27 protein-coding genes and 2 tRNA genes are annotated in these 21592 nt (G+C 64.9%); 4 read left to right on the forward strand and 25 right to left on the reverse strand.

The window, feature by feature from the left end; translation table 11 throughout:
- Window positions 1-2: 2 nt before the first annotated feature.
- The 23 genes from nuoL to gap all read right to left on the reverse strand — a co-directional run bounded on the left by nuoL (window position 3) and on the right by gap (window position 19351).
- Window positions 3-2111, reverse strand: coding sequence for an NADH-quinone oxidoreductase subunit L (gene nuoL, locus ASF14_RS17600; RefSeq protein ID WP_156361289.1), 2109 nt, complete (start codon window positions 2109-2111; stop codon window positions 3-5).
- Window positions 2111-2419 (reverse strand): NADH-quinone oxidoreductase subunit NuoK, encoded by a 309-nt coding sequence (gene nuoK, locus ASF14_RS17605; RefSeq protein ID WP_007404079.1) that lies wholly within the window; start codon window positions 2417-2419, stop codon window positions 2111-2113. The genes nuoL and nuoK overlap by 1 nt, the downstream gene beginning before the upstream one ends.
- Window positions 2416-3027, reverse strand: coding sequence for an NADH-quinone oxidoreductase subunit J (locus tag ASF14_RS17610; RefSeq protein WP_007404217.1), 612 nt, complete (start codon window positions 3025-3027; stop codon window positions 2416-2418). The genes nuoK and ASF14_RS17610 overlap by 4 nt, the downstream gene beginning before the upstream one ends.
- Window positions 3028-3076: 49 nt before the next feature.
- Window positions 3077-3562, reverse strand: a complete 486-nt coding sequence (nuoI, locus tag ASF14_RS17615; protein WP_042483186.1) for an NADH-quinone oxidoreductase subunit NuoI — start codon at window positions 3560-3562, stop codon at window positions 3077-3079.
- Entirely contained in the window at window positions 3559-4614 is a 1056-nt protein-coding gene (gene nuoH, locus ASF14_RS17620; protein WP_056438094.1) for an NADH-quinone oxidoreductase subunit NuoH, read from the reverse strand. The genes nuoI and nuoH overlap by 4 nt, the downstream gene beginning before the upstream one ends.
- Entirely contained in the window at window positions 4611-6629 is a 2019-nt protein-coding gene (gene nuoG, locus ASF14_RS17625) for an NADH-quinone oxidoreductase subunit NuoG (RefSeq protein ID WP_056438098.1), read from the reverse strand. Before nuoG ends, nuoH begins: the two co-directional genes overlap by 4 nt.
- Window positions 6629-7939: an NADH-quinone oxidoreductase subunit NuoF gene (gene nuoF, locus ASF14_RS17630; protein WP_056438101.1), complete on the reverse strand. Its 1311-nt coding sequence runs from the start codon at window positions 7937-7939 to the stop codon at window positions 6629-6631. The genes nuoG and nuoF overlap by 1 nt, the downstream gene beginning before the upstream one ends.
- Entirely contained in the window at window positions 7939-8613 is a 675-nt protein-coding gene (locus tag ASF14_RS17635) for a complex I 24 kDa subunit family protein (RefSeq protein WP_056438103.1), read from the reverse strand. Before ASF14_RS17635 ends, nuoF begins: the two co-directional genes overlap by 1 nt.
- On the reverse strand, window positions 8613-9848 hold the full coding sequence (locus tag ASF14_RS17640; protein WP_056438106.1) for an NADH-quinone oxidoreductase subunit D: 1236 nt from the start codon (window positions 9846-9848) through the stop codon (window positions 8613-8615). Before ASF14_RS17640 ends, ASF14_RS17635 begins: the two co-directional genes overlap by 1 nt.
- Window positions 9845-10681 (reverse strand): NADH-quinone oxidoreductase subunit C, encoded by an 837-nt coding sequence (locus ASF14_RS17645; protein WP_056438110.1) that lies wholly within the window; start codon window positions 10679-10681, stop codon window positions 9845-9847. Before ASF14_RS17645 ends, ASF14_RS17640 begins: the two co-directional genes overlap by 4 nt.
- Window positions 10678-11262: a NuoB/complex I 20 kDa subunit family protein gene (locus tag ASF14_RS17650; protein WP_443025825.1), complete on the reverse strand. Its 585-nt coding sequence runs from the start codon at window positions 11260-11262 to the stop codon at window positions 10678-10680. Before ASF14_RS17650 ends, ASF14_RS17645 begins: the two co-directional genes overlap by 4 nt.
- Window positions 11253-11627 carry an NADH-quinone oxidoreductase subunit A gene (ndhC, locus tag ASF14_RS17655; RefSeq protein WP_056438114.1) on the reverse strand — a complete coding sequence of 125 codons (375 nt, stop codon included), beginning with the start codon at window positions 11625-11627 and terminating at the stop codon, window positions 11253-11255. The genes ASF14_RS17650 and ndhC overlap by 10 nt, the downstream gene beginning before the upstream one ends.
- A gap of 194 nt (window positions 11628-11821) precedes the next feature.
- Window positions 11822-12634: an inositol monophosphatase family protein gene (locus ASF14_RS17660; protein ID WP_056438117.1), complete on the reverse strand. Its 813-nt coding sequence runs from the start codon at window positions 12632-12634 to the stop codon at window positions 11822-11824.
- A 129-nt stretch (window positions 12635-12763) separates the two neighbouring features.
- Window positions 12764-13327 (reverse strand): elongation factor P, encoded by a 564-nt coding sequence (efp, locus tag ASF14_RS17665; protein ID WP_056438120.1) that lies wholly within the window; start codon window positions 13325-13327, stop codon window positions 12764-12766.
- Between the two features lie 74 nt (window positions 13328-13401).
- The gene (locus ASF14_RS17670) at window positions 13402-14013 is read right to left on the reverse strand and encodes a M23 family metallopeptidase (RefSeq protein ID WP_082442316.1); all 612 of its coding nucleotides are present in this window, start codon (window positions 14011-14013) and stop codon (window positions 13402-13404) included.
- A complete protein-coding gene (locus tag ASF14_RS21705) occupies window positions 14010-14150 on the reverse strand; it encodes a hypothetical protein (RefSeq protein ID WP_156361290.1) in 141 nt (46 codons plus the stop codon). Before ASF14_RS21705 ends, ASF14_RS17670 begins: the two co-directional genes overlap by 4 nt.
- An 89-nt stretch (window positions 14151-14239) precedes the next feature.
- On the reverse strand, window positions 14240-14923 hold the full coding sequence (gene thiE, locus ASF14_RS17675) for a thiamine phosphate synthase (RefSeq protein WP_056438123.1): 684 nt from the start codon (window positions 14921-14923) through the stop codon (window positions 14240-14242).
- Between the two features lie 103 nt (window positions 14924-15026).
- A complete protein-coding gene (locus ASF14_RS17680) occupies window positions 15027-15935 on the reverse strand; it encodes a class I fructose-bisphosphate aldolase (protein ID WP_056438469.1) in 909 nt (302 codons plus the stop codon).
- A 36-nt stretch (window positions 15936-15971) separates the two neighbouring features.
- Window positions 15972-16298, reverse strand: a complete 327-nt coding sequence (locus tag ASF14_RS17685) for a type II toxin-antitoxin system PemK/MazF family toxin (RefSeq protein WP_082442317.1) — start codon at window positions 16296-16298, stop codon at window positions 15972-15974.
- A complete protein-coding gene (gene relB / locus ASF14_RS17690) occupies window positions 16295-16525 on the reverse strand; it encodes a type II toxin-antitoxin system RelB family antitoxin (protein WP_056438126.1) in 231 nt (76 codons plus the stop codon). Before relB ends, ASF14_RS17685 begins: the two co-directional genes overlap by 4 nt.
- A 143-nt stretch (window positions 16526-16668) precedes the next feature.
- A complete protein-coding gene (locus tag ASF14_RS17695) occupies window positions 16669-17868 on the reverse strand; it encodes a phosphoglycerate kinase (RefSeq protein WP_056438128.1) in 1200 nt (399 codons plus the stop codon).
- The gene (locus ASF14_RS17700) at window positions 17865-18341 is read right to left on the reverse strand and encodes an MOSC domain-containing protein (protein ID WP_236697124.1); all 477 of its coding nucleotides are present in this window, start codon (window positions 18339-18341) and stop codon (window positions 17865-17867) included. Before ASF14_RS17700 ends, ASF14_RS17695 begins: the two co-directional genes overlap by 4 nt.
- A complete protein-coding gene (gene gap / locus ASF14_RS17705) occupies window positions 18341-19351 on the reverse strand; it encodes a type I glyceraldehyde-3-phosphate dehydrogenase (RefSeq protein WP_056438132.1) in 1011 nt (336 codons plus the stop codon). Before gap ends, ASF14_RS17700 begins: the two co-directional genes overlap by 1 nt.
- Before the next feature lie 191 nt (window positions 19352-19542).
- Here gap and ASF14_RS17710 point away from each other — a divergent pair, with 191 nt between their 5' ends.
- The 4 genes from ASF14_RS17710 (at window position 19543) to ASF14_RS17725 (ending at window position 20999) form a co-directional block, all read left to right on the forward strand.
- On the forward strand, window positions 19543-19740 hold the full coding sequence (locus tag ASF14_RS17710) for a hypothetical protein (RefSeq protein ID WP_056438135.1): 198 nt from the start codon (window positions 19543-19545) through the stop codon (window positions 19738-19740).
- Window positions 19740-20045: a cell division protein ZapA gene (locus ASF14_RS17715; RefSeq protein WP_056438138.1), complete on the forward strand. Its 306-nt coding sequence runs from the start codon at window positions 19740-19742 to the stop codon at window positions 20043-20045. Before ASF14_RS17710 ends, ASF14_RS17715 begins: the two co-directional genes overlap by 1 nt.
- Before the next feature lie 220 nt (window positions 20046-20265).
- Entirely contained in the window at window positions 20266-20799 is a 534-nt protein-coding gene (locus ASF14_RS17720; protein WP_056438140.1) for a 5-formyltetrahydrofolate cyclo-ligase, read from the forward strand.
- Entirely contained in the window at window positions 20796-20999 is a 204-nt protein-coding gene (locus ASF14_RS17725; RefSeq protein ID WP_056438142.1) for a DUF2842 domain-containing protein, read from the forward strand. The genes ASF14_RS17720 and ASF14_RS17725 overlap by 4 nt, the downstream gene beginning before the upstream one ends.
- A gap of 315 nt (window positions 21000-21314) precedes the next feature.
- On the opposite strand, the gene ASF14_RS17730 is transcribed toward ASF14_RS17725, so the two are convergent.
- Together ASF14_RS17730 and ASF14_RS17735 are read right to left on the reverse strand one after the other, a co-directional pair.
- Window positions 21315-21391 (reverse strand) — tRNA-Asp (locus tag ASF14_RS17730).
- Between the two features lie 82 nt (window positions 21392-21473).
- Window positions 21474-21550 (reverse strand) — tRNA-Asp (locus tag ASF14_RS17735).
- Window positions 21551-21592: the final 42 nt, after the last annotated feature.

The raw sequence follows: 21592 nt of genomic DNA on the forward strand, positions 1-21592 counted from the left end.
GATCAACCCAAAATGGCCCAGGTGACGGCCGCGGTCAGGCCGATCAACATGACGAAGGCATAGCTGTAGAGGTATCCCGTCTGGAAGCGCGCCGCACCCTTGCTGCCGAGCTGGACGAGCCAGGCGACACCATTGGGGCCGAAGCGGTCGATCGTCTTCTCGTCGCCACGGTGCCACAGCAACCGGCCGATCGCGAAGGCGGGGCGCACGAAGAGGAAATGGTAGATCTCGTCAAAATACCATTTGTTGAGGAGGAAGCGGTACAGGATGCGGAACTGGTCCGCGAACTTGGCCGGGAACTCCGGTGCACGGATATAGGTCAGATACGCGGTCAGCAGACCGAGCAGCATCACCACCGTCGCCGACAGCTTCACCCACACCGGCACGCCGTGCATCGAATGCATCAGATGCTCGTTGAAGGCGATCGCCCCCTTCCAATAGCTCTCGCCCGCTTCCGGCTCGATGAACCAGCCATGGAAGACGAAGCCCGCCGCGATCGCGCCGATCGACAGGACGATCAGCGGGATCAGCATGACCAACGGGCTCTCATGCGGGTGATAGCCCCCCGTGCCTTCCGGCACATCGGTGTGGCCCGCGTCATGCGTATGCGGCTCGTGACCGGCATCTTCCGAATGCGCGTCGTTATGATGCGCATCGTGAGCGTGCCCATGGGCATGGTCGTCATGGCCATGCGCGTCATGGATCGCGTGCTGGATATGCTCCGACCCGGTCCAGCGCGGCTTGCCCCAGAAGGTCAGGAACATCAGGCGCCACGAATAGAAGCTGGTCAGCAGCGCGGCGATCACGCCCGCCCAGAAGGCGAACCCCGAACCACCGGCATAGGCGACTTCGATGATCGCGTCCTTCGAGTGGAAGCCCGCGAAACCGAACGCCATCGGATTGCCGAACAGGGCCGGGATACCGACGCCGGTGATCGCCAGCGTACCCATCATCATCGCCCAGAAGGTGAGCGGGATGTGGCGACGCAGACCGCCGTAATAACGCATGTCCTGCTCATGGTGCATCGCATGGATGACCGAGCCCGCGCCCAGGAACAGCAGCGCTTTGAAGAAGGCGTGCGTGAACAGGTGGAACATCGCCGCGCCATAGGCGCCGACACCCGCGGCAAAGAACATGTAACCGAGCTGCGAGCAGGTCGAATAGGCGATGACGCGCTTGATGTCGGTCTGCACCGTGCCGACGGTCGCGGCGAAGAAGCAGGTGCAGGCCCCGATCACGGTGATGACACCCAGAGCGGTCGGCGAGGTTTCGAACATCGGCGACAGGCGGCACACCATGAACACGCCAGCAGTCACCATGGTCGCCGCATGGATCAGCGCCGACACCGGGGTCGGGCCTTCCATCGCGTCCGGCAGCCAGGTGTGGAGCCCGAGCTGCGCCGACTTGCCCATCGCGCCGACGAACAGCAGCAGGCAGAGCACGGTCATCGTGTCGAACCGATAGCCCAGGAAGCCGATGGTCGAGCCCGCCATGCCGGGGGCCGCCGCCAGGATCGCCGGGATCGAGACGGTCCCGAACACCAGGAAGGTGCCGAAGATGCCGAGCATGAAGCCGAGGTCGCCGACGCGGTTGACGACGAACGCCTTGATCGCGGCCGCATTGGCCGAGGGCTTACGGAACCAGAAGCCGATCAGCAGGTAGGAGGCGAGACCCACGCCTTCCCAGCCGAAGAACATCTGGACCAGATTGTCCGCCGTCACGAGCATCAGCATCGCGAAGGTGAAGAGGCAGAGATAGGCGAAGAAGCGCGGCTGATCCGGCTCCTCGCTCATATAGCCCCAGCTATAGAGGTGGACGAGCGCCGAGACGCTGGTGATGACCACCAGCATGATCGCGGTCAGCGAGTCGACGCGCAGCGCCCAGTCGACCGACATGGTGCCGCTGGTGATCCAGTGGAGCACCGGCGTGACGGTCGCGACATTGGCGCCCGACAGATAGCCGATGAAGATCGGCCATGAGAGGGCACAGGAGATGAACAGCGCGCCGGTCGTGACGACCTTGGCGGGCACGTTCCCGATGGCCTTGTTGCCGAACCCCGCAATGGCGGCGGCCAGCAACGGCAGGAAGACGATAGCGAGGATCAACCCGATTACCCCTTCATCCGGTTGACGTCGTCGACCGCGATGGTGCCGCGGCCACGGAAATAGATGACCAGGATCGCCAGACCGATCGCCGATTCACCGGCGGCCACGGTCAGCACGAACATGGCGAAGACCTGCCCCACGAGATCCTGAAGCGCGGCCGAGAAGGCGACGAGGTTCAGGTTCACGGCGAGCAGGATGAGCTCGATCGCCATGAGGATGACGATCAGGTTCTTCCGATTGAGGAAGATACCCAGCACCCCCATGGTGAACAGGATCGCTGCAACGACCAGATAATGGACGAGACCGATCGTCACAGTTCCACCCCCTGCCCGATGGGCTGATTGATGTTGCGGATCGCCTCATGCGGCTGACGCGCATTCTGCTTGGCGATGTTTTGCGGACGGACGCCGCCCCGCTTGCGATGCGTGAGCACGATCGCGCCAATCATCGCGACGAGCAGGACCAGGCCCGCACCCTCGAAGATGAACAGATAGCGCGTGTACAGCAGGTTGCCGATCGCCTGGATGTTGGACACTTCCGGCGCGATCGGGGCGGCACGGGCCGCCAGCTGCACGCCGCCGACGCTCCACGCCTGGAACGCGATGATGACCTCGGCCAGCAGGGCGACGGCGAGTGCCAGGCCCAGCGGCAGATAGCGCGCAAAGCCCGCCCGCATCGCCGCGACCTCGATATCGAGCATCATGACGACGAAGAGGAACAAGACCGCGACCGCGCCCACATAGACGATGACGAGCAGCATCGCGATGAACTCGGCCCCGCACAGCACCATGAGGCCCGCGGCGTTGAAAAACGCCAGGATCAGCCACATGACCGAGTGCACCGGATTGCGCGACGCGATCGTGAGCCCAGCGGACACGATCACCACGGTCGCGAAAATATAGAAGGCGATAGCCTGTATCACTGCCTGTCAGGCCCCTTTTCTGTCCGCCCCGAACCGTTGGTCGCGGGCTTTAACGGTACGGCGCATCGGCGGCAAGGTTCGCCGCGATCGCGCTTTCCCAGCGGTCACCGTTATCGAGCAACTTCGACTTGTCGTAGATCAGCTCTTCGCGGGTCTCGGTCGAAAATTCGAAGTTCGGACCCTCGACGATGGCATCGACCGGGCAAGCCTCCTGGCACAGCCCGCAATAGATGCACTTGGTCATGTCGATGTCGTAGCGCGTCGTGCGGCGGCTGCCGTCGTCGCGGGGTTCCGCCTCGATCGTGATCGCCTGGGCGGGGCAGATCGCCTCGCACAGCTTGCACGCGATGCACCGCTCCTCGCCATTGGGATAGCGACGCAGCGCGTGCTCGCCCCGGAAGCGCGGAGAGATGGGGTTCTTCTCGAATGGATAGTTGATCGTCGCCTTCGGCTTGAAGAAGTAGCGAAGGGTCAGCGCATGCCCCTTCACGAACTCCCACAGCGTAAAAGCCTTGACGTACTGAGCGACGCTCATGCCGGAACTCCCACGCGCGCATACATCAGCACGCCAGACACCAAGAATACCCAGAACAGCGACACCGGCAGGAACACCTTCCAGCCCAGCCGCATCAGCTGGTCGTACCGGTAACGCGGTACGGTCGCCTTCACCCAGGAAAACACGAAGAAGAAGAAGCACATCTTCAGCAGCAGCCAGACGATACCCGGCACGACATAGAGCGGCGCCCAGTCGAACGGGGGCAGATAGCCACCCCAGAACAGGATCGCGTTCAGCGCGCACATCAGGATGACGTTGGCGTACTCACCCAGCCAGAACAGCGCGAACGACATCGAGCTGTATTCGGTCTGGTAACCCGCGACGAGCTCCGACTCCGCTTCGGTCAGATCGAACGGCGCGCGCTGCGTCTCCGCCAGTGCCGAGATGAAGAACATCACCGCCATCGGGAAGAGCAGCGGATTGAGGAAGAAGCCGTTGACCGGAATCCCCAGCACGCTTTTCTGCGCCTCGACGATGTCGGTCAGGTTGAAGCTGCCCGACCACATCACGACCGAAATCAGGATGAAGCCGATCGCGACTTCATAAGACACCATCTGCGCGGCCGCACGAAGCGCCGAGTAGAAGGGATATTTCGAGTTCGACGCCCAGCCCGACAGGATCACGCCGTACACACCCAGCGACGAGGCCGCGAGAACGTACAGCAGGCCGACATTGATGTTGGCGACGACCACGCCCGGCTGGAACGGCACCACCGCCCAGACGATCAGTGCGACCGTAAAGGTGATGATGGGCGCCAGCAGGAACAGCCCGCGATTGGCGGCCGAGGGAACGATGGTTTCCTGAAGGAAGACCTTCAGACCGTCGGCGAAGGACTGGAGCAGACCGAAGGGGCCGACCACGTTCGGACCCCGGCGCAGCGCCATCGCCGCCCAGATCTTGCGGTCGACATAGATGACCATCGCCACGGCCAGCATCAGCGGTAGCGCGATCGCCAGAATCCCGACCAGCGTCGCGATCGTCCAGGCCCAGCCATAAGGAAGGCCGAGCGTCGTGTTGAAAAACGCGGTCACTCCGCTGCCTCCGCATAGGTCTCACCATGGACCAGTTCGGCCGAGCAGCGCTGCATCGTCGGGCTGGCGCGGCAGATCGCGTTGGTGAGGTAGAAGTCCTTGATCGGGTAACCCTCCAGCGTGCCGGACGCGGTCGCGTTCAGCGACGGCGCGGCCCAGTCGAAGGTGACGAGGCCGACCTGGCCCAGCGCCGGAACCTCTGCGGCCATGGCGGCGCGCAGCTCTTCCAGCGTGTCGAACGGCAGGGTCTGGCCCAGCACTTCGGACAGCGCACGGAAGATCGTCCAGTCGTCCCGCGCGTCGCCCGGTGCGAACACCGCACGGTCGCCGCGCTGCACCCGGCCTTCCAGATTGACCCAGGTGCCCGACTTTTCAGCAAAGGTCGCGCCCGGCAGGATGACATCGGCGTGATGCGCACCCTTGTCGCCATGATGGCCGACGAACACCTTGAAGCTGCTGCCGAACTTGGCGAAGTCCACCTCGTCGGCGCCCAGGAAGAAGGCCAGCTTCGGCGCGGCCGAAACCACATCCGCGATGCCGCCCTTCTGCGCATAACCGAGCATCAGGCCGCCCATGCGCGCGGCTGCCATGTGAACGACATTATAGCCGTTCCACGCCGAACCGTCCTCCAGCGTCCGCACCAGATTGAACTGGTCGACCAGCTTCAGGCTCGCGCCATGCGCGCCCTTCAGCGCCGCGCCACCGACGATGACCATCGGACGCGCGGCCTTGCCGAACAGGTCGGTGACGGCCTCGGGCAGGTTGCCCAGCGCCGACAGATCGGCACCCAGCCACTCGACCTTGTAGGTCAGATCGGTTTCGGGGCCGATTGCGAAGACCTTGGCACCCTTCTTGATCGCCTTACGGATACGGGTGTTCACCAGCGGCGCTTCCCAGCGCAGGTTGGTGCCGATCAGCAGGATCGCATCGGCCTTCTCCACGCCCGCGATGGTCGTGTTGAAGTTGACCGCGGCCAGGCTGGACGTGTCGTAATCCATGCCGGTCTGACGGCCTTCGAGCAGGCTCGAACCCATCTTGGCCAACAGCGCCTTGGCGGCGAACATCGTCTCGCAATCGACCAGATCGCCGGCGATGGCCGCCACGCTCGAACCGGCGTTCACGTCACGGATCGCGGCGAAGGCTTCGTCCCAAGTGGCGGGCACCAGCTTGCCGTCGCGGCGGATGAACGGACGGTCGAGACGACGACGGACTAGGCCGTCGATCGCGTGACGCGTCTTGTCGCTCGCCCACTCCTCGTTCACCTCGTCGTTGATGCGCGGCACGCAGCGCAGCACCTGACGACCACGGCTGTCGAGGCGGATATTGGTACCGACCGCGTCCATCACGTCGATGGCGAGCGTCTTCTTCAGCTCCCAAGGACGCGCCTCGAACGCATAGGGCTTGGACGTCAGCGCGCCTACCGGGCACAGGTCGACGACATTGCCCGACAGCTCGCTCGACACGGCCTGTTCGAGGTACGAGGTGATCTGCATGTTCTCGCCGCGATAGATCGCGCCGATTTCTTCTACGCCCGCGACCTCTTCGGCGAAGCGGACGCAGCGGGTGCACTGGATGCAGCGGGTCATGACCGTCTTGACGATCGGACCCATGTACTTCTCGGTGACGGCCCGCTTGTTTTCGTCATAGCGGCTATGGCCTTTGCCATAGGCCATGGACTGGTCCTGCAGGTCGCACTCGCCGCCCTGATCGCAGATCGGGCAGTCCAGCGGGTGGTTGATCAGCAGGAATTCCATCACGCCTTCGCGCGCGGCCTTCACCATCGGGGTGGTGGTGAAGATCTCCTGATTGTCCGCCGCCGGAAGCGCGCAGCTCGCCTGCGGCTTGGGGGGCCCAGGCTTCACCTCGACCAGGCACATGCGGCAATTGCCCGCGATGGACAGCCGCTCATGATAGCAGAAGCGCGGGATTTCCTTGCCCGCAAGCTCGCAGGCCTGCAGCACGGTGGCGCCCTGCGGCACCTCGATCTCGACGCCGTCGACTTTGACCTTAGGCATTATTCGGCAGCTTCCATCATCGGGGCGTTGCCGCCCGTCTCGCCTTTGCGTTCGCGAATGCGGCGTTCCATCTCCGGGCGGAAGTGGCGGATCAGGCCCTGGATCGGCCAGGCCGCCGCGTCGCCGAGCGCGCAGATGGTGTGGCCTTCGACCTGTTTCGTCACCTGGAACAGCGTGTCGATCTCGGCCACATCGGCATCGCCCGTGCGCATCCGCTCCATCACGCGCCACATCCAGCCGGTACCTTCACGGCACGGCGTGCACTGACCGCAGCTCTCATGCTTGTAGAAATAGGACAGACGGCTGATCGCGCGGACGATGTCGGTCGACTTGTCCATGACGATGACGGCCGCCGTGCCGAGACCCGACCCGACCGCCTTCAGGCCGTCGAAATCCATCGGCGCGTCCATGATCTCGGCGGCAGGCACCAATGGCACCGACGAACCGCCCGGGATCACCGCGAGCAGATTGTCCCAGCCGCCACGGATGCCACCGCAATGCTTCTCGATCAGCTCGCGGAAGCTGATCGACATGCTTTCCTCGACCACGCAGGGGCGATCGACATGGCCGGAAATCTGGAAGAGCTTGGTGCCCTTGTTGTTCTCGCGCCCGAAGGAGGAGAACCACTCGGCCCCGCGACGCAGGATCGTCGGTGCGACCGCGATCGATTCCACGTTGTTGACCGTCGTCGGGCAGCCATAGAGGCCCGCACCCGCCGGGAAAGGCGGCTTCAGACGCGGCTGCCCCTTCTTGCCCTCCAGGCTCTCGATCATCGCGGTTTCTTCGCCGCAAATGTACGCGCCGGCGCCGCGATGCACGAACACGTCGAAGTCGTAGCCCGAGCCACAGGCATTCTTGCCCAGGAAGCCCCGGTTATACGCCTCGGCGACCGCCGCGAACAGCGTCTCCGCCTCACGGATATATTCGCCGCGAATATAGATATAGGCCGCCCGCGCGCGCATCGCGAAGCCCGCGACCAGCGCGCCCTCGATCAGCTTGTGCGGATCGTGGCGGATGATCTCGCGGTCCTTGCACGAACCCGGCTCGGACTCGTCGGCGTTGATCACCAGGAAGCTCGGCCGGTCGGGACGCGGTTCCTTGGGCATGAAGCTCCACTTCATGCCGGTCGGGAAGCCCGCACCGCCGCGCCCGCGCAGACCCGACGCCTTGATGACGTCGATGATCTTGTCCTGGCCCAGCTCGAGCAGCGCCTTGGTATTGTCCCAATCGCCGCGCTTCATCGCCGCGTCGACGTTCCACGGCTGATAGCCGTAGAGATTGGTGAAAATGCGGTCCTTGTCAGCGAGCATTATGCGCCCCACTCCCCGCGATAGTCGTGATTGTCGCCGACCATGGCGGTCAGCGTGGTCGGACCGCCGATCGGCTCGACCGTGTGGCGACCCGGCTCCTGCGTGCCGGTCTTGGGGCTCTCGCCCCGCGCCAGCGCTTCCAGGATCGTGACCGTACGATCGTAATCCAGATCTTCGTAATTGTCGTCGTTGATCTGGACCATCGGAGCCGAGGCGCAATTGCCCATGCACTCGACCTCGGTCAGCGTGAACATGCCGTCGGGCGTGGTCTTGCCCTTGATCAGGCCCTTGTTCTTGCACGCCGCCAGCACGTCGTCCGACCCGCGCAGCATGCACGGCGTCGTGCCGCACACCTGGACGTGATAGCGGCCGACCGGCGCTAGGTTGAACATCGTGTAGAAGGTCGCGACCTCATAGATGCGCATGTATGCGACACCCAGCTGGCGCGCGACGAACTCGATCACCGGCACGGGCAGCCAGCCTTGCGTCTGAGTCTCCGCACCGACCTGGCGCTGGGCCAGATCGAGGAACGGGATCGAGCAGGACTGTTCGCGGCCCTTGGGATAGCGCGCGAGGATCTCGTTCGCCTTCTTCTGGTTCTCGTCGGTCCAGGCAAAATTGCCCCAGCGGGCGCGGACTTCGGCCTCGTCGGGGATGTTGGGAGCGTCAGCCATTAGCGGTCACATTCACCAAAAACGATGTCCATCGCGCCCAGGATCGCGGTCGTATCCGCCAGCATGTGCCCCTTGGACATGAATTCCATGGCCTGGAGATGGCTGAACGCGGTCGGGCGGATCTTGCAGCGATAGGGTTTGTTCGATCCGTCGGAGACGAGATACACGCCGAATTCGCCCTTGGGGCTTTCGGTCGCGACATACACCTCACCGGCGGGGACGTGATACCCTTCGGTATAGAGCTTGAAGTGGTGGATCAGCGCTTCCATCGAGCGCTTCATCTCACCGCGCTTGGGCGGCGTGACCTTGCGGTCGGTCGCCATCACCGGACCTTCAGGCATCTGCGCCAGGCACTGCTTCATGATGCGAGCCGACTGGCGCACTTCCTCGACGCGCACCATGAACCGGTCATAGCAATCGCCGCTCGTGCCCACCGGCACGTCGAAGTCCACCTTGTCATAGGCATCATAGGGCTGCGACTTGCGCAGGTCCCACGGAATGCCCGAGCCACGGATCATCGGGCCGGAGAAGCCCCATTTGATCGCGTCCTCGCGGTTCACCACCGCGATGTCGACATTGCGCTGCTTGAAGATGCGGTTGTTCGCCACCAGGCTGATCGCGTCCTCGAACAGGCGCGGCAGACGAGTGTCGAGCCAGTCGGCGATATCGGTCAGCAGCTTGAGCGGGACGTCCTGATGGACGCCGCCGACGCGGAAATAATTCGCGTGCATGCGCGCGCCCGAGGCCCGCTCATAGAAGTTCATGCAGTCTTCGCGAATTTCGAACAGCCACAGGTTCGGCGTCATCGCGCCGACGTCCATGACGTGGCTGCCGATGTTGAGCATGTGGTTCGAGATACGCGTCAGCTCGGCGAAGAAGGCCCGCAGATACTGGGCGCGCAGCGGCACTTCCAGGTCGAGCAGCTTCTCGACCGCCAGCACGAAGCTATGCTCCATGCACATCGGCGAGCAATAGTCGAGCCGGTCGAAATAGGGCAGCGCCTGCGAATAGGTCTTGTATTCGATCAGCTTCTCGGTGCCGCGATGCAGCAGGCCGACATGCGGATCGACCCGCTCGACGATCTCGCCGTCCAGCTCCATGACGAGGCGAAGCACCCCGTGCGCCGCCGGATGCTGCGGGCCGAAGTTGATCGTATAGTTCTGGATCGACACGTCGCCCGTGGTCGGGTCAACGGCGTCCGTCTTGTGGAGCAGTTCGTCGACGTAGTCGCTCACTGATTCTGTCCTCCGCCCTTGCCCGGCACGACATCCGGGTCCTGGGGCTTACCTTCGGCCTTGTTGCCCGGATGCGGTTCGCCCGCGCCCGTCTGCTTGGGGCTTTCGGTGGTCTTGGTCTCGGGCGCGTTGGCGGCGACGGTCTTGTCCGGCGCGGCATCGGCCTTCTTCACCGCGTCCGCACTGGCCGGGGTCTGCGCGCCCTTGCCCTGCGGCTGCGAGCCCTTTTCGTCGCCCGGAAGGACGTATTCGGCACCTTCCCACGGGCTCTGGAAGTCGAAGTTGCGGAAGTCCTGCGCCAGCTTCACCGGCTCATAGACGACGCGCTTTTCTTCTTCCGAATAGCGCAGCTCGGTATAGCCGGTCAGCGGGAAGTCCTTGCGCAGCGGGTGGCCGCGGAAGCCATAGTCCGTCAGGATGCGACGCAGGTCGCTATTGCCCGAGAACAGCACGCCGTACAGGTCATAGACCTCGCGCTCCAGCCAGCCCGCGACCGGCCACAGCCCCGTCACCGACGGAACCGGCTTGTCCTCGTCGGTCGAGACATGGACGTGCAGGCGGTGGTTGCGGGTCAGCGAGAGCAGGCAATACACCACCTCGAAACGCTCGTCGCGCTCGGGATAGTCGACGCCCGCAATCTCCATCAGCTGCTGATATTCCAGCCCCTTGGTGTCGCGCAGCGCGATCATCGCGGGGACCAGGTTCGCACGGTCGACAACCAGAGCGACCTCGCCGACATGCTCGCGCGCGTCGAGCAGCCAGGGGCCGAGCGCGGCGCGGGCCGCATCGATCACGCCGTCATTGGCGGCAAAACGGGGAGCAGGCGCCCTCACCGTTCGATGCTCCCGGCACGGCGGATCTTCCGCTGCAGCTGCATCACGCCGTACAGCAGCGCTTCGGCAGTCGGCGGGCAACCGGGGACATAGATGTCCACGGGCACGATCCGGTCACAGCCGCGCACCACCGAATAGCTGTAGTGATAGTAGCCGCCGCCATTGGCGCAGCTGCCCATCGAGATGACGTATTTCGGGTTCGACATCTGGTCGTACACACGACGCAGCGCCGGAGCCATCTTGTTGCACAGCGTGCCCGCAACGATCATCACGTCCGACTGGCGCGGCGACGCGCGCGGCGCCGCACCGAAGCGCTCCAGATCGTAACGCGGCATGTTGACGTGGATCATCTCCACCGCGCAGCATGCCAGACCGAAGGTCATCCACCAGAGCGAGCCGGTGCGCGCCCATTGGAACAGCTCCTTGGTCGAGGTGACGAGGAAGCCCTTGTCGGTCAGTTCGCCGTTGAGCCCGTCGAAAAAGCCCTGATCGGGCTGAATGACGGCCTGGCCATCATGGGCGAGTCCGCCATGGGCCTGCGGCTTGAACTCAACCGGACCGGAGTGAAGATTTACTCCCAATCCAACGCTCCCTTCTTCCACGCATAGACGAGACCCAGCGCGAGCTCGCCGATGAAGATCATCATCGAAAACCAGGCAGTCCAGCCGAGGCTGAAGACGCTGACCGCCCAGGGATACAGAAACGCCGCTTCCAGATCGAAGATGATGAACAGGATGGCGACGAGGTAGAAACGCACGTCGAACTGGCTGCGCGGGTCTTCGAACGCGGGGAAGCCGCACTCATATTCAGACAGCTTCTGCTCGTTGGGCTTATGGGCACCGGTCAGGCGCGCCACGAGCATCGGCAGAAACACGAAAGCCGTCGACAGAACCAGGGCAACGCCCAGGAACAGGAGGATCGGCAGATATTGCGACAGATCGACCAAGTTTTTCTCTCGCAGATGCGGAACTGGATGCGATGGCTTTAGGCCGATGGGTCGGCCGGAGCAAGCCAGCGAAGGCATGAGAATGAATCGCAAGTGAACGCCGTCACCCGCTGCCATCCTCGGATTTTTACATGGTAATTCAGTGACTTGAGCACAAGGGGCAGGCCCCATTGTGCTCAAATCCCACCAAATTCTTAACGCAGCGCGTTGGCCAGCAGCTTGTGCAGCTTGGAATGCAGCCCCTCATTGGCCGCCAGATACTCGCCGCGCTCGAGCGACTTGTCGCTGCCACGGAAGTCGCTGACGAAACCGCCCGCTTCTCGCACCAGCAGCATACCCGCCGCCGCGTCCCAGGGCTTCAGGCCCGACTCCCAGAAACCGTCGTAACGGCCCGCCGCGACCCAGGCGAGGTCGAGCGCGGCCGAGCCGAAGCGGCGGATGCCGGCGACCTGCGGGGCGATCGCACCGAAAATGCGGCTCCACTGGACAAAATCGCCATGACCCAGGAACGGGATGCCGGTGGCGATCAGCGCCTCCGACAGATCGCGACGCGAAGAGACGCGCAGGCGGCCGTCCTGCAACCACGCGCCCCGACCCTTTTCGGCCCAGAAGCTCTCATCGGTCAGCGGCTGATAGATCAGGCCGGTCGTGACCTCGCGCTTGCCGTTCGCCAGCGGCTCCTCGACCGCGATCGAGATGGCGAAGTGCGGGATGCCGTGCAGGAAGTTCGAGGTGCCGTCGAGCGGATCGATGATGAAGCGCGGCTTGGACGGATCGCCCTTGATCTCGCCGCCCTCCTCCATGAGGAAGTTCCAGTCGGGACGTGCCTTCTTCAGTTCCTCGAAGACAGTTTCCTCGGCGCGCTTGTCGGCCATCGACACAAAGTCGGCGGGCCCCTTGCGGCTGACCTGGAGGTGCTGGACCTCGTTGAAGTCGCGGCGGAGACGCGGGGCGGCCTTGCGCGCGGCGCGTTCCATGATGGTGAGAAGCCCGGAGTGCGAGGCCATGATCGTCCTTTCGATCGCGCCGCTGCTTGCCCAGGGCGCTCCAATTGAAAAGGCCCGCCGCGAACGACGGGCCGGGACGGCGGATGACGGGGTCGCGCTCAGGTCGCGCCGGTCATCCGCCGATCGTGATTAGTCCGCGCGGCGGACGTAGGTCTGTTCGTACACGTCGACGACGATGCGCGTGCCCGACGCGATGTGCGGCGGCACCATCACGCGGACGCCATTGTCGAGGATGGCGGGCTTGTACGAGGACGAGGCGGTCTGCCCCTTCACCACGGCGTCGGCCTCGACGATGGTGGCTTCGATCTGGTCGGGAAGCTGAACCGAGATCGGCTTTTCCTCGTGCAGTTCCATCACGACGTCCATGCCGTCCTGCAGGAACGCCGCGGCATCGCCCAGCAGGTCGCGCGGCAGCGTGATCTGCTCATAGCTTTCCTTGTCCATGAAGGTCAGGTCGTCACCCTCGGCGAACAGGAACTGGAAGTCCTTGGTATCCAGGCGGACGCGCTCGACCGTCTCGGCGGAGCGGAAACGGACGTTCGTCTTGCGGCCGTCGATGAGGTTCTTCATCTCGACCTGCATATACGCACCGCCCTTGCCGGGCTGGGTGTGCTGAATCTTCGCGGCGCGCCAGATGCCGCCTTCATACTCGATGATGTTGCCGGGACGAATGTCCACGCCGCTGATCTTCATGGGTCTTCAACCTGCTGGAAAGAGCGAAGGATACCGGTGCGACAAACGCGACCCGGCATCCTGTGTCGGCCGCTTTAACGCGAAGCGGTCTTTCCGGCAAGCAGCGGATAGGGGTCGACCGGCTCGCCCTGATACCAGCGATCCCCGGCGCGCATCCAGCTGACCGCGAAATGCAGATGGGTATTGCCCGCTCCCGCATTGCCGCTGTCGCCGACATAACCGACGAGCTGGCCCTGACGGACCTGCTGCCCTTCGGCCAGTCCCGGCGCATAACCCTTCAGATGCGCGTAATAGAGCATCCAGCGGCGATCGGGCGAGCGGATATAAACGGTATGGCCGCCGCGATCGCTGTCGAAGAGCTTTTCGACCGTGCCGGACAGGGCGGCGACGACCGGCGTTCCGCCCGGCGCCATCAGGTCGAGTCCCTGATGCTTGCGCTGGCCACCCTCGCGCGGATCGCCCCAGTCGTGACGCAGCGAGGAGACCGGATATTCGGCGATCGGCATGGCCAGCGATGCCGAGCTGCCCGCCGCCGCCTGTCTGGCCGGTGCCGCGACATCGGGCACGACGACTTCGCCGGGCCCGAAGGACAGCATCGACAGGAAACCGCCGACCGCAACCACGATCAGGCCCAGCATCACCCAACCGAAACGCGACAGCGGCCCCCTGCCCCCGCCACGCCTCATCGCGTCGGCACCGATGGCGCGCCGACGGCGGCCTGTCGTGACAGATTGCCATGCAGTCCGTCCGATGCCGGATGGGTGCCGACCGCCACCAGCGCCATGGCCACGCCGCCGATAAGGGCGATTGCCAGTCTCTTCACGCTCGCTCCTTAACCCGTGGATCGATCACAGGTTAAACGCGGCGCCCCGCGCTTGTTTCCTAAGCGGAACGGACAGGCCGGGGAAAGGGTCAGCCCAGCAGCTCGGCAAAGGCCTTGATCGCTGCCGTCTCGTCGCCGTTCCACACCGCGCCCGACACCGCCAGGAAGTCCGCCCCCGCCTTGACCAGCGGCGCGGCGTTGGCCGGCGTGATCCCACCGATCGCGACGCAGGGCAGCTCGAACAGGGCCGACCACCAGGACAGGACGACCGGCTCGGGCCGATGCTTGGTTTCCTTGGTGGTGGTCGGGTAGAAGGCGCCGAACGCGACATAGTCCGCGCCCGCCTCGCCCGCTTCCATCGCCAGATGGCGGCTGTCGTGGCAGGTCACGCCGATCTGCACCGTCGGGCCGAGCACATCGCGCGCCTCGCGGGCGTCGCCGTCTTCCTGCCCTAGATGCACACCGTCCGCACCCAGCCGCTTGGCCAGGCTGATGCTGTCATTGACGATGAAGGCGACCTCGCGGTCGGCGCAGATACGCTGAAGCGGCTCGGCCAGTTTGGCGGCGGTGTGCTGATCCATGTCCTTGACGCGGAACTGGAAGGCCGCGACCGGCCCGGCATCGAGCGCACGCGCGAGACGGTCGGCGAAACCGCCGGTCACGTCGAGCGGCGAGATCAGGTAAAGCTGGCAGGGCGGGCGCCGCACGTCGCGGGTAAAGGCTGCCGCGAAATTGGGATCGAGCGGGCCGAGGGGATCGTCATCAAGCGTCATGGCCCCTCCCCTAGCGCCTGACGCGGCCTCCGTCACCTATGGCAAGCAGATAAGGAATGGGCGTCCCGGTTCCCCAACCGGAACGCCCAACCCTAGCAAGAACTTATTCTTCGTTCTTGTAGATCGCGATCAGCTTGTCGAGCATCGCCAGCGCCTCGTCGCGCGGACGCTGGAAGGTGTTCCGGCCGATGATCGAGCCGTTGCCGCCACCGTCACGAATGTCGCGTGCGTCCTGATAGACGGCATCGGCCCCCTTGGCCGCACCACCCGAGAAGACGACGATACGGCGGCCCGCGAAGCTGGACTGCACCACATGGCGCACCCGGTCGGCCTGGTTCGACCAATCGGTGCCCTCATAGACCTTCTTGGCCTCGGCCTGTTCGATATGGTCGCTGGGCAGCTTCACCTTGATGATGTGGGCACCGAGCAGCGCGGCCATGTGCGCGGCATAGGCGCCGACGTCGAGCGCCAGCTCACCGTCCTTGGTCAGCTTGCCGCCGCGCGGATAGCTCCAGATGACGGTGGCGAGACCCGCCTCGCGCGCTTCGGCCGACAGGATCGCGATCTGGTCCATCGCGTCGAAAATGCCGTCCGAGCCCGGATAGATGGTAAAGCCGATCGCCGCACAGCCCAGCCGCACCGCGTCCTGCACGCTGCCCGTCACGGCCTGGGTGATCGAGGTGCCCCAGCTGTTCGAGCTGTTGATCTTCAGGATGGTCGGGATCTGGCCCGCAAAGGTGTCGGCCCCGGCCTCCAGCATACCCAGCGGCGCGGCATAGGCCGACAGCCCGGCGTCGATCGCCAGCTGGAAATGGTAATGCGGGTCATAGGCGGGCGGGTTGACCGCGAAGCTGCGCGCCGGGCCGTGCTCGAACCCCTGGTCGACGGGCAGGATGATGAGCTTGCCGGTGCCGCCCAGCTTGCCCTGCATCAGGATGCGGGCCAGGTTCGCCTTTACCGCAGCGGGCGTGCCTTCATATTTGTCGAGAATGGCCTTCACGGTCGGGGTCATCATGTCTCTCCAGATTGGTGTCGGGCTATAAAGGAATCAGAGCATCAGCCAGCGGCGCAGCGCCTGATCGACCTGCTCCATCCGGGTGGGGGAAGCATGGCCGATGACTTTGACGATATGGTTGCGGGGGATGGACAGGATCTTGTCCACCTGCACTTCGCACTCGACGGTCAGGCCGGTATGCTCGCGCGGGGAAAAGGCGACACGGAACAGCGCCTCGCCACCGACGACCGAGGTCATCGGGCAGACGGTGATGGTGTTGTGCGTCTCGTTATACAAATCCGACTGGACGACCAGGAACGGGCGGTGGTCTTCACCCTCGCCCGTCGTCGCGAGCACGATGGCGGCGTGCGAAATCGTCACGCCGCATCCTCCTTGGCCAGCCTGTTCCAGAAGGCGAAATCCTCGGGCGTGTCGCGCTTCGACGCGCGGGTCGACTGACGGCGCGCCTCGCGGCGATAGGCCTCGTCATGCAGGTCGACATAGCGGCGTACGGCCTCGCGGGCGATGTCGCTCTTGCTGCGCCCCTGGGTGCGCGCGACAGCCGCCAGCCGCTCTTCCAATTCGGTATCGAGGCGGACGCCGAGCATTGCCACTTCCTTCGTTTAACGCGTTTAACCTAGCAAGTCCGGCGCGGCGGATCAAGCGGCTGTCTGACCAATTTTGACGCCCATGAAAAAACCCCGCCGCCTGGAAGGCGACGGGGTGATTGTCACGCCGAATGGATCGGCCGTCAGGCGGTCAGCGCGGCGACGCCGGGCAGGTCCTGCCCTTCCATCCATTCCAGGAACGCGCCGCCCGCCGTCGAGACGAAGGTGAACTGCGTGCCCACGCCCGCCTGGTTAAGCGCAGCGACGGTATCGCCGCCGCCCGCGACGGAGACGAGGCTGCCGTCCTGGGTCAGCGCCGCCGCCGTCTTGGCGAGCGCGACGGTCGCCATGTCGAAGGGCGGCGTCTCGAACGCGCCGAGCGGACCGTTCCAAACCAAAGTGCGGCAGTTCTTCAGCACATCGCCCAGCGCCTCGACGGCATTGGGGCCGAGGTCGAGGATCATCTCGTCACCGGCGACTTCGTGGACGTTGACGGTGCGCGTCTCGGGGTTCGGCTTGAATTCCTTGGCGACCACGACGTCGTACGGCAGGTGGACCGTGCAGCCCGCCTTGTCGGCGGCGTCGAGGATTTCCTCGGCGGTGCCGGTCAGGTCATGCTCGCACAGCGACTTGCCCACATCGACCCCACGCGCGGCGAGGAAGGTGTTGGCCATGCCGCCGCCGATGATGAGGTGATCGACCTTGCCGACCAGATGCTTGAGCACGGCGAGCTTGGTCGAGACCTTGGCGCCGCCGACCACGGCCGCGACCGGATGCTCGGGATTGCCGAGCGCCTTTTCCAGCGCGTCGAGTTCGGCCTCCATCGCGCGACCCGCAAAGGCCGGAAGCTGGCGCGCCAGCCCCTCGGTCGAAACGTGCGCGCGGTGCGCGGCCGAGAAGGCGTCGTTGACGTACAGGTCGCCCAGCTTGGCGATCTGCGCCGCCAGTTCCGGATCGTTCTTTTCCTCTCCCGCATGGAAGCGGGTGTTTTCCAGGATCGCGATATCGCCGGGGTTCAGCGTCGCAACGGCGGCCTCCGCCGCCTCGCCTGCCACGTCGTCGATGAAACGCACCGGACGGCCCAGCACATCGCTATACGGCTGGGTCAGCATCGCCAGCGAGAATTCGGGGTTACGCTGCCCCTTGGGGCGGCCGAAATGGGCAAGGATCAGGACGATCGCGCCCTTGTCGGCCAGTTCGGTCACGGTCGCGATCGTGGCGCGCAGGCGGGTGTCGTCGGTGACGCGGCCATCGGCCATCGGCACGTTCAAATCCTCGCGGACCAGCACGCGCTTGCCCTGGACATCGCCCATATCGTCGAGCGTCTTGAAGGCCTTGGTCATGATTCCTCGATCCTGATGTTATCGCCGATACGGATCGTGCCGCCCTCGATCACGCGCGTGCATACGCCGCCGCGCCAGTCGGGGGTCAGGGCCGCCTGCAATCCGTCGGCGATCGCGTCCATGCGGTGGCATGGATCGCATTCCATGGTGATTTGGAGAAGGACAGTCCCGATACGCAGCCGGGTGCCCGGAATTTGGGGAAGGTCGAAATCCTCGACCAGCAGGTTCGCACGGCGCTCCTGCCAGGGGATGTCACGGTCGATCTCGGCCAGCGCCGCGTCCCAGTCGGCCCGCTCGATCAGCGTGACCTGTCGACGCCCGCGACCGCCGGGCTTCACCCGCCCGCGCACATCGCCTTCCACGCCGCCTTCCAGGGTCACGGTGGCGGTGTCGATCACCTCCATCGGCCCCTTCGGCAGGGCATGGCGGGCGATGCCGGCCAGACGCCCGGTCATCGCCCGCCCGTCGCTCATCAGAGGAACTTCGCCATCGCGGTCGCGGTGTCAACCATGCGGTTCGAGAAGCCCCATTCATTGTCGTACCAGGACACGACGCGCACCAGCTTGCCGTCGATCACCGCCGTCTCCAGGCTGTCGACGGTCGAGGACTGCGGCGAGTGCATCAGGTCGATCGAGACGAGCGGCTCGTCGGTGTACACCAGCACGCCCTTCAGCGCCTCGCTCTCCGACGCGGCCTTCAGGATCGCGTTGACCTCTTCCTTGGTCGTGTCGCGCGCGGGCGTGAAGGTCAGGTCGACCAGGCTGACGTCCGGCGTCGGCACACGGATGGCCGAGCCGTCCAGCTTGCCCTTCAGCTCGGGCAGAACCTCGCCCACCGCGCGGGCAGCGCCGGTGGTGGTCGGGATCATCGACATGGCGGCGGCGCGGGCGCGGCGCAGGTCGGGGTGGATCTGGTCGAGGATCTTCTGGTCGTTGGTATAGGCGTGGACCGTGGTCATCAGGCCGCGCTCGATGCCGATCGCGTCGTTCAGCACCTTGGCGACCGGCGCCAGGCAGTTGGTGGTGCACGAGGCGTTCGACACGATAGTGTGGTCGGCGGTCAGCTTGTCATGGTTGACGCCGTAGACGACGGTCAGGTCGACATTCTTGCCCGGTGCCGAGATCAGCACCTTCTTGGCGCCCGCCGCGATATGCTTTTCGCACGACGCCTTGTCGGTGAAGAAGCCGGTGCACTCCAGAACCAGGTCGACGCCCAGTTCCTTGTGCGGCAGGTTCGCCGGATCGCGCTCGGCGGTGACGCGGATGCGCTTGCCGTCGATCACGATGTCGTTGCCCTCGGCCGACACTTCGCCCGGATAGCGGCCATGGATGCTGTCGCGGCTGAACAGCCAGGCGTTGGACTTGGCGTCGGCGAGATCGTTGATCGCGACGAGTTCCAGCGCGTCGCCGCCACGCTCGAGGATCGCGCGCGCCACCAGGCGACCGATGCGGCCGAAACCGTTGATTGCAACCTTGACCGTCATGCCAGCAAGCTCCTGTCTTTTACGGGCCGTGCCATGGACGGCACCGCCCCCGGTTGGATGGAGATCGTTTCGACGATTCCACCGTTCGCGCCACGCCTTTCGGAGCCGCGCGAGTGTCTGTCAACCGCCGGAGCGCCCCCTATCGTCCAATTCCGGGTTGCCGCATGAAACCAGCCTGCTAAGCCGCTTTCATGCCCGAACCTATTGCCGACGACGTCCTTTCCTCCGTCGAGCGGATCGACCGCGCCATCGCCCGCATCGAAGGGGCGATCCGAAACCGCGCCGCCAAGGAAGACGCGCTTGCCCGCCGTCACGCCGCGCTGAAGGCGCGCATGGCCGAGGCGGTGACCGCGCTCGACGATGTCATCACCCGGGGGAGCGTCGCCTGATGGCCGAAGTGACGATCCAGGTCGGCGACCGCCCCCACACCGTCTATTGCCAGGACGGCGGCGAAGCGCGGGTCCGCATGCTGGGCCAGATGCTCGACCAGCGCTGGTCGGCGGCGCTGCGGGCCTCGGGCGGCCATAATGGCGAACGGGCGCTGCTGTTCGTCTCGCTGATGCTGGCCGACGCGCTGGAAGAGGCCGAACGGCGTCCGCCCGCCGGTGCGGCGGTCAGCGAGGCCGCGCTCGCCCGCATCGCCGAACGGTTGGAAGGACTGGCCGATGCACTTGATGAGGAAAGCCGCCCTTGAGTAAAGCAGAGCCCTCGCCTACATGGGTCGGCGGCGGGCTCTGCCCGGTACGAGCCACGATAATCCCTGAGGCTATTCTTCATCCAAGGGGGCTGTCCCTGCCCGGACCCTGGTCCGACGTACATGGTCCCCACCTGACGTATTGGGCGTCAGTGGATATTACGGCAAACGGCCATGGCGGTCCCGCCACCCGCCCTTCCCCCGATCATCGTCGCGCATCATGATGGACAAGCGCGCCCTACGCGCCCGGATGCGGGCGGTGCGCGACGCGCACGGCCCCGGCCTTCTGCCGGTGGCGCGGCCCTTTCTGGACCGCCTGCTCCCCCATCAAATTATCGCAGCCTATCACCCCCTGGGGGCGGAAGCGGACCCGGCGCTGTGGGTCGAGGCGGCGCTGCATGCCGGAGCGGCGATCGCCCTGCCCCATGTCACCGACCGCGCCAGCCCGATCCGCTTCCTGACATGGGCGGACGGCGAGGATCTGAATGTCGGCGCCTTCGGACTGCATCAGCCTGCCCCCGACGCCCCCGAATGCCGCCCGGACATCATTCTGACGCCCCTTGTCGGCTTCGACCGGCGCGGAAATCGGCTGGGACAGGGCGCAGGGCATTATGACCGCGCTTTTGCGGCCAACCCTGATGCCTGGCGCGTCGGCATCGCCTGGAGCGTCCAGGAGGTCGAGGAACTGGTTCCCGACAGCTGGGACGTGCCGCTCCACGCCATTGCCACCGAATCGGAATGGATCATCCCATGACCCCCAGTTGGCGCAAACCCGCCGGTATGCTGCTGATCGTCGCGATCATCATCGTCTGGGCCATGCTGATCGCCAGCCTGTCCGGCGTGGTCGGGCAATGGCATTGGGTGCTGCAGCTGATTTTCTATGTCGTGGCGGGGATCGTGTGGATCACGCCGATGAAGCCCCTGCTGCGCTGGATGGAGGGCGGACGGCGATAGGACTTCCCCTGGGCTTCGACTGTGCTCGGGCTGAACGGGGTTCAGCCATATCCCGGTTCAGGCTTCCGCACACTCCCACCCCCCGTTCGCACTGAGCGAAGTCGAAGTGCACGCCCCATGCTCGCCAATAAGGCTGGCAGCCCCGCAGAAGCCGGTCACGCATGTTGAAGCGTGGCCTTCGACTTCGCTCAGGCTGAACGGATGCGGGGATTTTTGGAGCGGGGCATTTTCGGCACGCGATCGGCAGCCGGATCAAAGCCAAGGCACGCCCGAACCGACAATGTCTGTGCTAAACAAAAGCGCCATCCCGAAGGATGGCGCGAGTGACGGGGCTCGAACCCGCGACCTCCGGCGTGACAGGCCGGCGCTCTAACCAACTGAGCTACACCCGCTTGAAAGCCATGTGATGCCAACCGAAACCGGCATCGGCCCCCTGTGGGGATTTCGATATTTCCAGCCATTCTCCGAAGAGGATGGCGCGAGTGACGGGGCTCGAACCCGCGACCTCCGGCGTGACAGGCCGGCGCTCTAACCAACTGAGCTACACCCGCTGAAAGCGTCGAGGCGCGCCAACTAGGCGAGCGTTCCGGACC

The sequence above is a fragment of the Sphingomonas sp. Leaf257 genome, from assembly GCF_001422185.1.
Taxonomy (GTDB): domain Bacteria; phylum Pseudomonadota; class Alphaproteobacteria; order Sphingomonadales; family Sphingomonadaceae; genus Sphingomonas; species Sphingomonas yabuuchiae.